Consider the following 15,010-nt stretch of genomic DNA (forward strand, 5'->3'; position numbering starts at 1 on the left):
CTGTTTTTTTATCATCTATCTCGCCTGCTGCATCCTTAAAAATATATATTTTGCGAGACTGTTTTGGCATTAATGCACACAGGTATATCCGTTCTCAGCGTCAAAACCCACCGACGTCACCAGACTCTCGGTGAAATGGTCATACACCAGCACATTGATACCATTAAGCGTTTTTAACTCACTCTCACCACTATACACGACAGACTGATTTCCCCCGCTGACCTTCACTTCCAGATCGGAAGCCGCAAACTCCAGCACACAGGAACCATCCGCTCCGCCAGGCAACACGGTTCCGCCGTCCAGACCACCGATAAAGACGCCACCCTGTTCCAGCACCTCCTCCGGCACGCCAAGCTCCGAGAGCACCTCGCCGATGGGCTGTTCTCCATTGTCATAAGCACCGGTCAGACCAATCACATAGGTATAGGTTCCCTCATTTTCCGAAAGTAGCTGCAGGAAATCATACCAGCCTTCCTCCTCTGTCAGCATCTGGTTTGCGTCCTTCTGCTTCCAGTCGGCCGCATTTTCCTCCCAACTGGCATAGGTTTCATCGCCCCGATGATCGGCCAGATCATAGTTTGACGCCAGCCACCCAGCCAGATAACGGCTCAGCTTCCCGGTTCCCCGATAATTCAGATGGGAAGCCTCAGCCATATCCGTCTGCGGATCCAGCCCCAGTTCATCATACATCCGATTGAAATCCAGAAACGGAATGCCCTCCTCCACCGCGATTTCCCCGCATCGGTTAAAAATCATCTGCTCGCTCTCGATGATGCCCTGATAAGGGGAAATCATAAACACCAACGGAATGTCCTCTTCTTTTGCCATTGCAATAATTTTTCGCAGATACTCCTCGGATTTTGGAGCCAAATCGCTGCTTTCGGTCACACCACTCATATCTGCCATGGAGTCATAGGCTTTCGTCACATACAGCGGATAATACCCCTTGGAAGCTTTCCCATGGGGATCGCCCCGATACGCCGCGAAATCCGCCCGGGAAAGCTCCGTATACCGGGAATGATACACCGGATAACCCAGCACATAGGGAATCAGATTGTCCGGCGTGCTCACCCGGATAGCTTCCATCTTATCTTTCGAAAATTTCATGCCGAAGGTGTTCGTCACGGTCCGGGCCTCCTCGATGTAGTCCCGGCTCTCAATGGCCCGCACCAGCTCCACCACCATGACCTTGGGGCGCTGATATTTCAGGCTCTCCTTCATGTAATAGTAGGTGTTCCAGAGAGGCTGCAGGCTGCCCGCCAGATCGTAGGAAGAGATGCCCTCCTCCTCCCAGAGCACCGCCGGGTTGATATCGGAATAGGTATGGCTGCTTCCGTAGAACATGACGTCGATGCTCCCGGGCTCCTGCTCATAAAAGAGCTCCATTGGCACGATGCCATCCTCCTGCTTCAGGCTGAATACCTCATTTAACTTCCAAAGAAGGCTCACTGCCAGCGTCAGAAATACAACCATACCGATTAGTTTCTTTTTCATGTAATTCTCCTAAAACTGGAAATAGATAAACTGCTGGGCGTCATATCCCGGCCCGTAGATACCGAAGATGGCTACCGCCGCAATCAGCACCAGCAGCACACCCCAACGGAACCAGAGATTCTGCTTTGCCAAATAAACATCCAACTGCTGCTTTTTGAAGTATCGAACCAAATCCACCAGCAGTAAAATCAGAAGACCAATGAACAATACATTCATTTCTACCCGATCCAGGCCCAGATTATAAAGTTCTCCATTAAACAGACACCAGGGATCCGGCTTAGTCACCATCCGACGGATATAGCCGAAAGCATCCCTGAGGCTGCCCGCCCGGAAAAAGATCCAGGCAAAAGCCGTCAGGCAGAAGGTTACCAGCACCTGCCCCAGCTTGTAGCTGAGACAATCCGTCTTTGTATGCAGCTTTTCATTGATACGGTCCTTCATACCCCGCAGCTCATATCCAATGACCTGATAAAGCCCATGCAGTCCGCCCCAGACCACAAAGCCCCAGCTGGCACCGTGCCACAGACCACTGGCCAGGAAGGTCACCATCAGATTGAAATATCTGCGCCATTTCCCACAGCGGCTGCCGCCCAGGGGAATATAGAGATAATCCCGGAACCAGCTGCTTAAGGAGATGTGCCATCTGCGCCAGAACTCCCGCATGGACCGCGAGAAATAGGGCGTCTGGAAGTTCTCGATGATCCCAAAATCCAGCACCTTCGCCACGCCGAGGGCCATCATGGAATAGCTGGCGAAATCGCAGTAAATCTGAATCGTATAGGCAATGGCTCCCACGGTCAGGCCGAAGGTGCCATACATGTGATAGTTGTCAAAGACCTGATTGGCCAGAATGGCAATCCGGTCCGCGATGACCATTTTCTGGAACAGGCCAAATAAGAGCAGCGTCAGGCCACCCGCCACCCGCCCATAATTCCACAGGGCTTTTTCCGGAAGTTCCCGAATCTGCCGGAGCAGGTTGCCGGATCGCTCGATGGGGCCAGACAAAATCACCGGGAAAAAGGACACGAACAGGGCGTAATTCAGAATGTTCCGTTCTGCCTTTGTGTCGCCCCGATAGACGTCCACCATATAGCCCAGGGACTGGAAGGTATAAAAGGAGATTCCCACCGGCAGGCCGATGCTGAAAGGCTTGCTTACAGGAGCAATCCCCGCAAGCCCAAGCAATGCATTTACATTACCCAGCAAGAAATCAAAATACTTCAAAAGGCCCAACACGCCCAGGCTGCACAGAAAGGTCAGCCCCATATAAAATTTCTTCTTTTTCGCTTCCGCCCGCTCCACCAATAGGCCGCCAGCGTAGGTGACCAGCGTGGAGAACAGCAGAAAGACCACGTATTTCGGGCTGGCGCTCATATAAAATACGTAGCTTGCAAGAAGAAGCCAGAGACAGCGCATTTTCTTCGGAATTACGAAGTAAATAAGCGCCGCCACAGGGAAAAAGATTGCAAATTGCAGCGAATTAAACAGCATTCGTTCTATATTCCTCCATCAGCTTCTCAAAGGCCGGCATGGAATCCACGATGGTCTTCTCGGATACACAGTAGGAAATCCGCACATAGCCCGGGCAGCCAAAATCGTCGCTGGGTACCAGAAGCAGGTCAAACTTCTTTGCACGCTCACAAAAAGCGTAGGCGTCCTCTTCCAACGCCTTCATGAACAGATAGAAGGCTCCCTGAGGTTTTACACAAGTGTAGCCGATTCGCTTGAGGCCGTCCACCAGAATGTCCCGATTCTTCTTATAGGCGGAAATATCTCCGGTATCATCCACACATTTTGCCACCACCTGCTGAAACAGGGACGGCGCGCACACGAAGCCCAGCACCCGGGCAGCGCCCGCAATAGCCGGAGCCACATGCTCATGGTCAGCAATACGATCCGGAATTACGATATACCCGATACGTTCGCCCGGAAGGGACAGGGATTTGCTATAGGAATAGCAAACCAACGTGTCGTCATAATACTTTGTCAGGTAAGGCACCTTAATATCATCGTACACGATCTCCCGGTAAGGTTCATCAGTAATCAGATAAATGGGCGCACCATACTCCTCGGATTTCTTTTTCAGTATTGTGCAAAGATTCTTGATTGTTTTCTCGGAATAGACAACTCCAGAGGGGTTATTCGGGGTATTTACAATAACCACCTTGGTCTTCGGTGTGATAGCCTGTCCGAAGGCTGCTGCGTCAATCTGGAAATCCGGCAGCTTCGCCGGAATTACATTCAGGGTAGCACCCACGCCCTCGACCCAGACACGATACTCCGGGAAGAACGGCGCAAAGGTAATGACTTCTTCTCCTGCGTTTAGCAGGGCTTTCAGACAGATATTCAGGGAAGCTGCAGCTCCGCAGGTCATAAAGATATTTTCCATTCGGAAGCTCTCGCCGAAACGACGATTCAAAGAATCTGCAATGGCCGTACGCACCTTCGGATCACCCGGTGCCGGAGAATATGCGTGGACTTTTTCCGGCGGCAGCTCCATCAGCTCCAAAATCGCCTTTTTCACGGATTCCGGCGCCGGGATGCTGGGATTGCCCAGGCTGAAATCATAGACTTTATCCTCGCCTATCTCAGCCTTTCTCTTCAGTCCGTAGGAAAAAATCTCTCTTATAACAGAGCTTTTGCTGCCAAGCTCGTAGCATTCCTGCGATATCATAATTTGTCCTCCTCTGTGGATCCTTTTTATCCAGACTGCATGATGAAAAGTGCGCCTTATGCGCAAGCGCATTACATACTTGATATTATTTTACTATCCATGGAAAGAAAGTGCAAGAAAAATGCATATTTCACCCATATTCTGCGCCGGATGGTTCGCCCAGAATTTTCCAGTTCGTGTCATAAAAATGCCCCCGCGTCGGATTTCTCCAGCCCGGGGGCATTCTAAGTTCAATCAAAAAATCTCGAACAATTCGTTAAGGCTTATACCAGCTCCAGAACTACTTCCATAGCTGCATCGCCCTTACGCTGGCCGATCTTTACGATTCTGGTGTAACCACCATTGCGGCTTGCGTACTTCGGTGCGATCTCATCGAACAGCTTCGCTGTCAGGTCAACCTTCTTGGTATTCTTCTTCTTTCCTGCTGCTGCGGTCGGAACCTCAGTTACAGTGTAGAGAACCTTCAGCATCTGACGTCTGGCATGCAGTCTGGACGGCTGATCCTTCTTGATGGTCTTCTCTACTTCGTCGTATACGGTAACCTTCTTTCCGTCTACAACTTCTTTTACGCGCTTTCCGTCAGCGTCTTTACGCGGAACCTTAGCGGTAACAGTAACGGTATCGAAGTTGTCCTTCTCCTTTACTGCCAGTGCGATCAGTCCCTCAGCAATCTTGCGAACTTCCTTCGCCTTAGCCTCGGTTGTTACAATCTTGCCGTTCTCCAGAAGAGCGGTTACCTGATTTCTCAGGAGAGCCTTTCTCTGGCTGGATGTTCTGCTCAGTTTTCTATACTTTGCCATTTTGATTTTCCTCCATCTGTGGAGCCGCATCCCCATGCGTCTTCGGTCTTACTGGGGAGGGCTTTCTTCCATAGTGTTTACATATCATCCTGGCGAAGAATTTTATTCTTCGCTAGGAATATCGGTACCTTCTCGAAGCTAGTTCAAGAAGTATCACCCAAGCGAAGATTACTCTTCGCTTGGGTTCAGCTGGAGACCCAGCTCCTTCAGTTTTGCAAGTACCTCCTCCAGGGACTTACGACCCAGGTTACGAACCTTCATCATATCCTCCGGAGTTCTGTTGCAAAGTTCTTCTACTGTATTGATTCCTGCTCTCTTCAAGCAGTTGAAGGAACGAACGGAAAGCTCCAGCTCGTCAATGCTCATTTCAAGCACTTTTTCCTTCTCATTGTCCTCTTTCTCTACCATAACCTCTGCGGTCTTGGCATTCTCGGACAGGTCGATGAACAGGCTCAGATGCTCGCTCAGTACCTTTGCAGCAAGGCTGACAGCCTCATCCGGAACCAGGGTTCCGTTTGTATACACATCAAGTGTCAGCTTGTCATAGTCAGTTACCTGACCTACACGGGTATCCTGCACTGTCATATTTACACGCTCAACGGGTGTATAGATAGAATCGATCGCGATCACTCCGATGGGGAGATCCGGATTCTTATTCTTATCTGCACTCACATAGCCTCTGCCCTTCGTAATCGTCAGCTCCATGTACAGCTTGCTGTCTGCGCCGCCGTTCAGATGAGCGATGACAAGCTCCGGGTTCAGAATCTCGATATCGGGATCTGCCTGAATATCAGCTGCTGTGACTACGCCCTCTCCATCGAACTCGATGTAGGCGACTTTCGCTTCGTTGCTGTCGCTTGTATTCCGAATGGCCAGATTCTTGATGTTCATGATGATCTCAGTTACATCTTCCTTAACTCCCGGAATAGAACTGAACTCATGCAGAACGCCTTCGATCTTCACCTGGCTGACTGCTGCACCCGGTAACGAAGAAAGCATGATTCTTCTCAGTGAATTGCCCAGTGTCGTACCATAGCCTCTCTCAAGCGGCTCAACCACAAATTTTCCATACTTCTTATCATTTGAAATCTCTGCAATCTCAATTTTCGGTTTATTAAACTCGAACACTAAAAGGCTCCTCCTTCACATTTTGTTTGGGTGTTATGCTGTCGATATATATTCAGAATTACTTAGAATACAGCTCGACGATAAGCATCTCATCAACCGGAACGTCGATGACTTCTCTGCTCGGAAGCTCTTTTACAGTTCCCTTCAGAGCCTCGAGGTCAGCCTCAAGCCACTCCGGAACCAGTCTTCCTGCAGTTGCCTCTACGATATCCTTGTATCTCTGAGAGCCCTTGCACTTCTCTTTGATTTCGATCACATCGCCAGCCTTTACAAGGTAGGACGGGATGTTCACCTGCTTGCCGTTTACCAGAATGTGCTTGTGATCAACGATCTGACGAGCCTCTCTTCTGGTTCTCGCAAGGCCAAGACGGAAAACAACGTTGTCCAGTCTGCTCTCCAGGATAACCATCAGGTTCTCACCGGTCTGGCCCTTCATTCTGTCCGCTCTCTTGTAGTAGTTGCGGAACGGCTTCTCAAGTACGCCGTAGATGAATTTTGCTTTCTGCTTCTCACGAAGCTGAAGTCCGTACTCGGACATCTTTCTGTTTGCTCTCTTTAACTCTCTTGTGGACTTCTTATCAATTCCTAATACTGTCGGCTCCAGACCAAGGGAACGACATCTTTTTAAAACCGGAACACGATTGACTGCCATAACTTACGTACCTCCTAAATTAGACTCTTCTACGCTTGGGCGGACGGCATCCGTTGTGCGGAACGGGTGTTACATCACGAATACTGGTTACCTCCAGACCACATGCCTGAAGTGCACGGATTGCTGCCTCACGGCCTGAACCCGGTCCCTTAACCATAACGTCTACAGTCTTGAGTCCATGTACTAAAGCTGCCTTGGTTGCAGTCTCAGCTGCCATCTGTGCAGCATACGGAGTAGATTTCCTTGAACCTCTAAATCCCAGACCACCGGCACTTGCCCATGACAGAGCGTTTCCTTCGGTATCTGTCAGGGTAACGATTGTGTTGTTAAAAGATGACTGAATATGTGCCTGTCCGCGTTCAACGTTTTTCTTTACGCGCTTTTTTGTCACTTTCTTTGTAACTTTCGCCATTTTAAACTAACCTACTTTCTTAATTATTAAGGTAACACCACGGTCACTAAATTCATTCTCTCGCTTTGCTCGGAATTCATTAAGTGTCCGGGTGGGCTTTCGCACTAACCTCATGCTGCGCGCCTTGCGCTTGCATTCGCTAAGTGCTCAATGCCTACTTTTTCTTATTAGCTACTGTTCTCTTCGGACCCTTGCGAGTTCTTGCATTGGTCTTAGTCTTCTGACCACGAACCGGCAGTCCCTTACGATGACGGATACCTCTGTAGCATCCGATCTCCTGCAGACGCTTGATGTTCATCGCGATCTCACGTCTTAAATCTCCCTCTACCATGTAGTCAGCGTCGATTACTTCGCTGATTCTCTTGACTTCGTCGTCAGTCAGGTCTCTTACACGGGTATCCGGATTTACCTTTGCTGCTTCCAGAATCTTGGTTGCGCTTACGCGGCCGATGCCGTATACGTAAGTCAGGCCAATCTCTACACGCTTTTCTCTTGGTAAGTCTACACCAGAAATACGAGCCATTTGATTATTCCTCCATTTAATAAAAAATTGGGTTCCGGGCGTTTTTTAATAGGTGCCCGATGACACTTTCCTAAATGGGATGCGGTGTTCGCATCCAGCCGGATATTTATCCGACCTTTCAGATACTCTGCGGTACGCATTTCTCCGTTTTAAGCAATATCATTGTGAATAATCTCCTGCTCACAAATATATATGAAACGAGATTTATCACAATCTGCGGAATTAACCCTGGCGCTGCTTGTGCTTCGGATTCTCGCAAATTACTCTGATACTACCTTTTCTTTTGATGATTTTGCACTTCTCGCAAATGGGTTTTACAGATGATCTTACTTTCATCGTAAAAATCCTCCTTTCACATCTTTCGTTCTTCTTTACTCTTCCACAACTGGGTTTTGATGTGGAAAAATGCCGAAAAACAAGGCGTTTCTTGTTCCCGATCTCACGAATCTTCCAAAACCCGTTTCTTAAAAACAGGCGCAGAATCCCCGTGGAGATCATACGTCTAGTATGATAACACACGGGGATTCAGAATGCAAGTATTTTTTTATTTATGCTGCCAATTTTTTTCTTCTGTTTTCACTGCTTTTAGCGCTCCAGGCTGTTCAGCCACTGGCGGCCCACCTCGATCTGGCGGCGTACCTCGGACGGAGCGGTTCCGCCGAAAGATACCCGGGCGTCTACGCAGGTTTTGATGCTGATATCACCCAGCAGCTCCTTAGTCACGCGCTTGTCGATGGCCTGCAGATCCTCGTCGGTCAGATCCTCGAAATCGCAGCCCTTGTTCTCGCAGGCCTTTACCATATGACCTACGATAGAGTGCGCCTCACGGAAGGGGATGCCCTGCTTTGCGAAATGCTCCGCGATATCCGTAGCGTTCAGGAAGCCCTTACTGAGCTGCTTCTCGATCTGATCCATACGGAACTCGGTCTTGTCCAGCATCTTCGCGAAGATGTCGATGGTAGCCTTCCAGGTGTCGATGGCGTCAAAGACGCTCTCCTTATCCTCCTGGAAATCCTTATTGTAGGCCAGGGCAGTTCCCTTCATGACGGTCAGAAGCTGCATCAGATCGCCGTATACACGGCCTACCTTGCCACGGATCAGCTCGGCCATATCCGGATTCTTCTTCTGGGGCATAATGCTGCTTCCGGTGCAGAAGCTGTCGTCGATGGCGATATAAGAGAACTCCGAAGAATTCCACCATGCGAACTCCTCCGCCCAGCGGGACAGATGCATCATGGAGATGGACGCGTCGCTTAAAAACTCCAGGCTATAGTCACGGTCACTGACGGTATCCATGGCATTTTCAGTGGGCGCTTTAAAATGAAGCAGCTCACTGGTCAGATGACGGTCAATGGGCATCGTGGTTCCGGCCAGGGCGCAGGCTCCCAGCGGATTGTAATTCAGACGCTCCACCGTATCCATCAGCCGCTCGATATCCCGCTTGAACATCTGGAAATAAGCCATGAACATGAAGCCAATGGTAATCGGCTGCGCATGCTGCAGATGGGTAAAGCCCACGGTAATCTGATCCGCGTACTTCTCCGCTTTCTCCAGGATCACGCTCTCAAGATAGCAGAGGCTGTTCAGAATCTCATAAATCTCTTTTCGCAGGTACAGGCGGATGTCCACCTGGCACTGGTCATTGCGGCTTCTGGATGTATGCAGCTTCTTACCCACATCTCCGATACGCTCGATAAGCCGGCTCTCGATTCCCATATGGATATCCTCGTCATCCACGTTGAATACGATCTTGCCCTCCGCAATATCCTGACGAATCGCCTTCAGGCCCGCGATAATCTGCTCCTTCTCCTCCTCGGACACGATGCCCTGCTTTCCCAGCATGGTCACATGGGCAATACTGCCCTCGATGTCCTCATTGTACATTCTCTGATCAAAAAAAATAGATGCATTGTATTTCTTTACAATATCATCCATATCCTTCTCAAATCTTCCGCCCCACAGACTTGCCATTTGTAATTACTCCTTTTATTTGCTGTATTGGAATTGCTATTTAATTGAATTATTATACCGTGCCAGGGCTGTATTCGTCAAGTAGACGCAGAAATTCCCATGAAATCCTTCAAAGTATTCTTGACTTTTCATAAAAAGCACGATAGATTAATAATGGAAGAAATGAGTTTTACAACCGTACAGCTTTTGCTAAAGCGGCCTGCTCGTTTCTTTTTTATTCTCAGTATATCATACAGACACAAGGCCCCCAGAGCATAGAATTTTCCATGCGCCAGGGGCTCTTTCCTTTTGGTTCTATTCTATTTCATTTTGTCATATACCAGCGCTGTCACCTTTTCCGCAGTCTCCTCCAGGGCAATTTCATTCTCCCGGTTCAGGATTTCGAACAGCTCTTCGCTGATTCCAGCAGTACCTTTCAAGGCTCCTACGATAGAGCCGACGATCGCCGCTACCGTGTCTGTGTCATAGCCCACATTCACTGCTTCGCACACGCTCTCCCAGTTGTCTCCATCACAGATAAGGATAATTCCAAAGGCCGCGGGCACTGCCTCCGACACATGCAGACCGGTTCCCACCGGATTGTAAATCTTTCTCAAGCGATCTTCTTTGGATTCTGGAAGCATGGCGATGGCCACTGCCATACCGATACGCTCAGTCACGCTGGGACCGCCTACGGTTCTCGAAATTCGCATGCCGATCTCCTCTCCCTTGCGGGCTCCATAGATACCAGCCTGAATGATATCGTACACACTGGCCTTCTCATCAAATGCCCTGCTGATAGCAGCAGCCGTAGCGCAGGCTCCCGAAATCGCCAGCTGATTATCGTGGGTAACTCTGGTGACGCATACCGCGTCCTCAATGGCCTTATCCACGTCTCCCGGATTGAAAAAGCCTGCTGGAGAGATTTTCATGGCGCTGCCGTTGGTGGCCTGACGGGCATAATCGATGACTTCATTCACCACATATTCCCGTCCCTCTTTCTTCGCCCGGATCGCCGCGATGGCACTGCGGGTCGTCGGTCCCGCGAACCGGTTGAAATATTTCGGAATATTCGACCAGCGAATCAGCATCTCTTCCACACAGTCCGGGCTGATCACGCCATTATTTTTGATAATTTCTTCTGTCAGAAGATAGGTCTGGGAGAAATCATCGGTAATCTGTCCCGGCGTATTGCCATAGGCAAAGGCCGTCTTGTCCGGCGCAATCAGTTCCCGGACGCCTCCGGGGTATTTATCCCGAATTTGATCAAAGCTCAGATTCTCTGTTACCGCGCCCATGGCGTCGCCCAGAGCGCAGTATACCATACTTCCCAATATTTTGTCATAAACTGTTTTCCGATCCATTTTTCATTCCTCATTCTGTTTTATTTTACAACGGCCTTTTCATCCTGCTTATACAGCATTTTCAGGAATACATACCACAGGGCCGTCAGTGCCACAATCGTTATCAGCTGTACGACTCCGCCCATCAGGGAGTTGGTCGTAATAATTCCGCTTAAGATCATCGGTGTGGTCCAGGGAACGGAGACGCCGGTGCAGGGCGGGCAGATGCCGGTGTACATAAAGATGTAACCAATTGCGCAGGATACTGCCGGTGTCAGCAGCATGGGAATCAGAAGCATGGGATTCAGCATCAGCGGGAAGCCGAATACGATGGGCTCATAAATACTGAAGATTCCCGGAATCAGCGCTACTTCTCCTAGATTTTTCCACTCCTTCTTATTCCGGAAGAACAGGAAGATACAAATCAGAATGGGGTATGCAATAAAGCTGCCGTTAAATCCGCCGAAGTACCATGCAAACTCCTCTGTGATAATATGCGGAATCGCCTGATGTGCCTGGAAGGCTGCCAGATTTTCCAGAGACATGGCCTTGAAAATCGGGCTGAGCACGGAGTTGTATACGATGCTGTTACCGTGAAGGCCGAAGAACCAGAACAGGTTACACAGCGCTCCTGCCAGCATGGTCGCCGGGAAGCTGGTTCCAATCTTGGAAATCGGCACCTGAATCATTTTGTATACAAAACCATTTAAGGTTCCAAAGCTTGTTTTTGCGAAAAGGAACTGAATTGCAAAGCATACCAGCAGCACCACTGCAACCGGGATAACGGAAAGGAAAGAATCTGCCACCATGGGCGGAACGCTGTCCGGCATATGGATAACCATATTTTTCTTTACAATAAGCCGGTAAATCTCCGTACACAGAATTGCGATAATAATACCGGTAAAGATCGACATGGTTCCCAAATCATTCAGGGCAAATCCATTGCCGCCATCCGCCAGCTCCACGATAGGCGTAACAATCAGGAAGCCTGCCAGCGAACAAATCGCGGTATAGATCTCGTTCAGTTCGTAATGTTTTCCCAGACTGTATCCGATTCCCAGTACTACCATGACTGCAATCAGATTGAAGGTCACATTCTGAATCGGCCCAATGGCGGACTGAAACGCTGCTACCGCATCCGCGCCCATCAGCTTCTCCATATAAGGGATGTTGGCCAGAGCCAGCACCAGAGAACCGAACATGGTAAACGGTACAGAAATCAGGAACGCGTCCTTCATAGCCTGTAAGTATCTGTTCTTCGCTATCTTATTTGCTACCGGCAATAAGTAAGCCTGTAATTTATCTGACAATGCTGTAATCATAAGTACCCTCTCCTATCCTTATAAATTCAATGCAAAATCCAAAACCTTCTGTCCGTTCATCATGCCGTAATCCATGCTGTTAATCAAACCCACCTTGATGCCCTTCGGTTCATATTTTTCCTTCAACTCATCGTACATATGCCGAATCTGCGGCCCGATCAACAGTACGTCTGTCTCGCCATTATACGCGTCGAAAGCGTCCTTCGCCATTGCCACAATCGTAACTTCTTCTCCCGATTTTTTTGCCGCATCCTTCATTTTATTCACCAGAAGACTGGTAGACATTCCCATAGCACACAACAACGTTACATATTTCATGCTTCTCCCTCCTTATCCGCATATCTCATCTTGTACAGCTCGATAAATTCTACAGCCAGATCCCGGACGGTCATGGCGTTCATCAGATGATCCTGTCCGTGTACCATCAGAAGATCTACGGCTCTTTTTTCCTCCGCATTCAGCTCTTCCTGTATCATGTCTGTCTGTATCTCATGAGCTTCTACCAACTGACGGTTGCATTCCTGCATCAGTTTTTCCGCTTCAGAAAAATTTCCTTCCTTGGCTGCCCGGATGGCCAGCAGCGCATTGCTTCTCGCGTCGCCGCCCTTGACGATCAGCTCTACAATGATGTTTTCATATGACATAGTGTAACCTCCAATAAGAAATCGCGATTTACTTTATAGTTAAATTATAAAGCACCATATTTTATTTACCACACAAAAAAGTACCACATAAAATGTGGTACTTTTTACACATGGTTCTCCAGAAGCTCTGTAAGAACCTCATAATTCTTTTCCTGTATCAGACGCCGGATTCCTTCACTGCTGTCCATCGCCCGTGTGGTTGCTTCGTAAAAGTACGGAAGCCGGTTATCCTGCTTTCCTACGGAAATGAGGAAAACAATCTGAACCTGATTTCTGCTCCAGAGCACCGGTTTGTCCAGTATTCCCACGAATACCTTCGTTTCGTCCTCCAGAATTTTATAGGGATGCGGCATTGCGACCAGATTACCAAAATCGGTATCACCCAGACTTTCCCGCTTCATAACTTCATCCAGAAAGCCCTCAGGCAGCTTTTCCCTACGCTCTATTGCTTTACAGAAATTACGTAAAATTTCTTCCCGGTTCTCTCCATGAATTCCCACAAAGAAACGCTCCGGACGGTAAATTTGCTGCAGATAGGGAGTATGTCCTTTCGCCAGAACCTTTTTTACTCGGATCACATCTTCATTTTCCAAAAAACAGCCCACTTCAATAATCGGAACCGGTACTCTTTCGGAAATCGGCACAGTCGTAAATACATAATCTACCTTTGAAAAATCAAACCGGCTAACGCCAATCCTGTCGCTGATATAAATCTCATTCAGATATTCGCCAAATTCCTTTTGATAGCGGTATTTCAGCAGATACGAGCTACCCTTTCCGGAATTGCATACAATCAGGATGTTGGATTTTCTGACCTGACTTCGTTTCATTTCCTCGATCCCCAGCGCGAAGGTCATGGCAAAATACCCGATTTCATCCTCGGAAATGGGCTTATGATACAGCTCTTCCAGCATTTTTCCGATGCGAACGGCCATCGTATAGGGGAATACATAATTTTCTTTGATCTCCGGCAGCAATTCATTTTTATGGGAAATACCGTAGCGAATCCTGGTTCGAAAAGGAACCAGATGGGAATTCAGCATCATGCGGACATGGAAATTTCCCCGCAGATCAATATTAAACTCATCCAGCAATATTTCCAGTATAATGTCTACTGTCTTGCCGATTTCTTCATCTATGATAAAATTCGTCTCCGAAATATCATCTAACTCTATGGTCCGTTTTCCCGCCAGATAAAGCGCAATATAATTCTTCTCCGCGTGACTGATCTCTATCTGCCATCTCTGGGACAAAATCACGGCCAGCCACTCCACAAACTCCCATTCCTTTACGGTAAGCTGCAGACCTTCCGCCATCCTTTCTTCCGTAAACAGCGGATCCGTCTCCCCTTCCGTAATCCCGTGTCCCAGCCGGATTCGTTTGATTGCCACATAAACGTGATAAATAAAAGAGTCCAGCGAGGTCTCCGTCATATGAATTTCGGTTTCCTTCATGACGCTCAGAACCGAATCCGCGATACTGGCCAGTTGTCTCTTCTTCCGTTCCTCCAACTCCCCAAATACATCACGTCTCACAAAACAGTCTCCGATACATCTTCGGAAATTATATTCCCGTCCCACGATTCGGACGCCGAAATTGGGCTTTCTGTCGATCTGCAAATCATATCGGTTGACAATCCGCTCCACCTGTCTCAGTGAATCGCTCAGCGTATTTCTCGATACAAACAGGAAATCACTCAGCTCATCAATTTTGATATATTCCTCATGATATAAAAGATACGCCAACAGAAAATGAATCCGCTCTGTGGCAGAATTGGGAATCTGCTCACGGCTTTCTTCTTTTTTTAAAAAACTCTCCCATTTTTCCGGATCCTCCACGCACAGATAATATCCCTTCCGTGGTTTGGCCTGAATGCTGTAGCCGTTCCCCCGCCCCGTTTCATTCAAACTCTTGATGCGAAGGCGAACGGTCTTGATGCTCAGCTTCATTGCGTCTGCCAGCGCCTCTGCCGTGACATATTCCTTATTTTGAAGCAGTTCTAAGATTACTCTTCCGTCCTTCTCCATCTTCCCGTCCTCAGTCTGTTCCCTAGTTTATCTAACACAAA

General features: G+C 48.6%; 15 protein-coding genes. All 15 read right to left on the reverse strand.

All coding sequences use genetic code 11. The features are described from left to right. Positions 1 to 69: 69 nt before the first annotated feature. The 15 genes from WMO29_RS03675 to WMO29_RS03745 all read right to left on the reverse strand — a co-directional run bounded on the left by WMO29_RS03675 (position 70) and on the right by WMO29_RS03745 (position 14,969). The gene (locus tag WMO29_RS03675) at positions 70 to 1,494 is read right to left on the reverse strand and encodes an SGNH/GDSL hydrolase family protein (protein WP_349163821.1); all 1,425 of its coding nucleotides are present in this window, start codon (positions 1,492 to 1,494) and stop codon (positions 70 to 72) included. Positions 1,495 to 1,503: 9 nt separating this feature from the next. Beyond that, positions 1,504 to 2,985, reverse strand: coding sequence for an MBOAT family O-acyltransferase (locus WMO29_RS03680; protein WP_349163822.1), 1,482 nt, complete (start codon positions 2,983 to 2,985; stop codon positions 1,504 to 1,506). Further along, positions 2,975 to 4,168: a pyridoxal phosphate-dependent aminotransferase gene (locus WMO29_RS03685; protein WP_349163823.1), complete on the reverse strand. Its 1,194-nt coding sequence runs from the start codon at positions 4,166 to 4,168 to the stop codon at positions 2,975 to 2,977. Before WMO29_RS03685 ends, WMO29_RS03680 begins: the two co-directional genes overlap by 11 nt. Positions 4,169 to 4,431: 263 nt before the next feature. Then, complete coding sequence (locus WMO29_RS03690; RefSeq protein WP_349163824.1) at positions 4,432 to 4,968, reverse strand: bL17 family ribosomal protein; 537 nt, start codon at positions 4,966 to 4,968, stop codon at positions 4,432 to 4,434. A gap of 168 nt (positions 4,969 to 5,136) precedes the next feature. After that, positions 5,137 to 6,096, reverse strand: coding sequence for a DNA-directed RNA polymerase subunit alpha (locus WMO29_RS03695; RefSeq protein WP_178039239.1), 960 nt, complete (start codon positions 6,094 to 6,096; stop codon positions 5,137 to 5,139). Positions 6,097 to 6,154: 58 nt separating this feature from the next. After that, positions 6,155 to 6,748, reverse strand: coding sequence for a 30S ribosomal protein S4 (rpsD, locus tag WMO29_RS03700; RefSeq protein WP_349163825.1), 594 nt, complete (start codon positions 6,746 to 6,748; stop codon positions 6,155 to 6,157). A 19-nt stretch (positions 6,749 to 6,767) separates the two neighbouring features. After that, entirely contained in the window at positions 6,768 to 7,160 is a 393-nt protein-coding gene (gene rpsK, locus WMO29_RS03705; RefSeq protein ID WP_087308020.1) for a 30S ribosomal protein S11, read from the reverse strand. A gap of 154 nt (positions 7,161 to 7,314) precedes the next feature. Next, a complete protein-coding gene (gene rpsM, locus WMO29_RS03710; protein ID WP_158363568.1) occupies positions 7,315 to 7,683 on the reverse strand; it encodes a 30S ribosomal protein S13 in 369 nt (122 codons plus the stop codon). A gap of 222 nt (positions 7,684 to 7,905) precedes the next feature. Beyond that, on the reverse strand, positions 7,906 to 8,019 hold the full coding sequence (gene rpmJ / locus WMO29_RS03715) for a 50S ribosomal protein L36 (RefSeq protein ID WP_003497809.1): 114 nt from the start codon (positions 8,017 to 8,019) through the stop codon (positions 7,906 to 7,908). A 249-nt stretch (positions 8,020 to 8,268) separates the two neighbouring features. Beyond that, positions 8,269 to 9,654, reverse strand: coding sequence for an argininosuccinate lyase (argH, locus tag WMO29_RS03720; RefSeq protein WP_349163826.1), 1,386 nt, complete (start codon positions 9,652 to 9,654; stop codon positions 8,269 to 8,271). Positions 9,655 to 9,953: 299 nt separating this feature from the next. After that, positions 9,954 to 10,997 carry an ADP-ribosylglycohydrolase family protein gene (locus WMO29_RS03725; RefSeq protein WP_349163827.1) on the reverse strand — a complete coding sequence of 348 codons (1,044 nt, stop codon included), beginning with the start codon at positions 10,995 to 10,997 and terminating at the stop codon, positions 9,954 to 9,956. A gap of 20 nt (positions 10,998 to 11,017) precedes the next feature. Beyond that, on the reverse strand, positions 11,018 to 12,298 hold the full coding sequence (locus WMO29_RS03730) for a PTS sugar transporter subunit IIC (protein ID WP_349163828.1): 1,281 nt from the start codon (positions 12,296 to 12,298) through the stop codon (positions 11,018 to 11,020). Between the two features lie 18 nt (positions 12,299 to 12,316). After that, positions 12,317 to 12,616 (reverse strand): PTS sugar transporter subunit IIB, encoded by a 300-nt coding sequence (locus WMO29_RS03735; protein WP_349163829.1) that lies wholly within the window; start codon positions 12,614 to 12,616, stop codon positions 12,317 to 12,319. Then, positions 12,613 to 12,942: a PTS sugar transporter subunit IIA gene (locus WMO29_RS03740; RefSeq protein ID WP_349163830.1), complete on the reverse strand. Its 330-nt coding sequence runs from the start codon at positions 12,940 to 12,942 to the stop codon at positions 12,613 to 12,615. Before WMO29_RS03740 ends, WMO29_RS03735 begins: the two co-directional genes overlap by 4 nt. 104 nt (positions 12,943 to 13,046) lie before the next feature. After that, the gene (locus WMO29_RS03745) at positions 13,047 to 14,969 is read right to left on the reverse strand and encodes a BglG family transcription antiterminator (RefSeq protein ID WP_349163831.1); all 1,923 of its coding nucleotides are present in this window, start codon (positions 14,967 to 14,969) and stop codon (positions 13,047 to 13,049) included. Positions 14,970 to 15,010 lie beyond the last annotated feature (41 nt).

Origin of the sequence: Laedolimicola intestinihominis (assembly GCF_040096155.1) — a bacterium.
Taxonomy (GTDB): Bacteria; Bacillota; Clostridia; order Lachnospirales; family Lachnospiraceae; genus Laedolimicola; species Laedolimicola intestinihominis.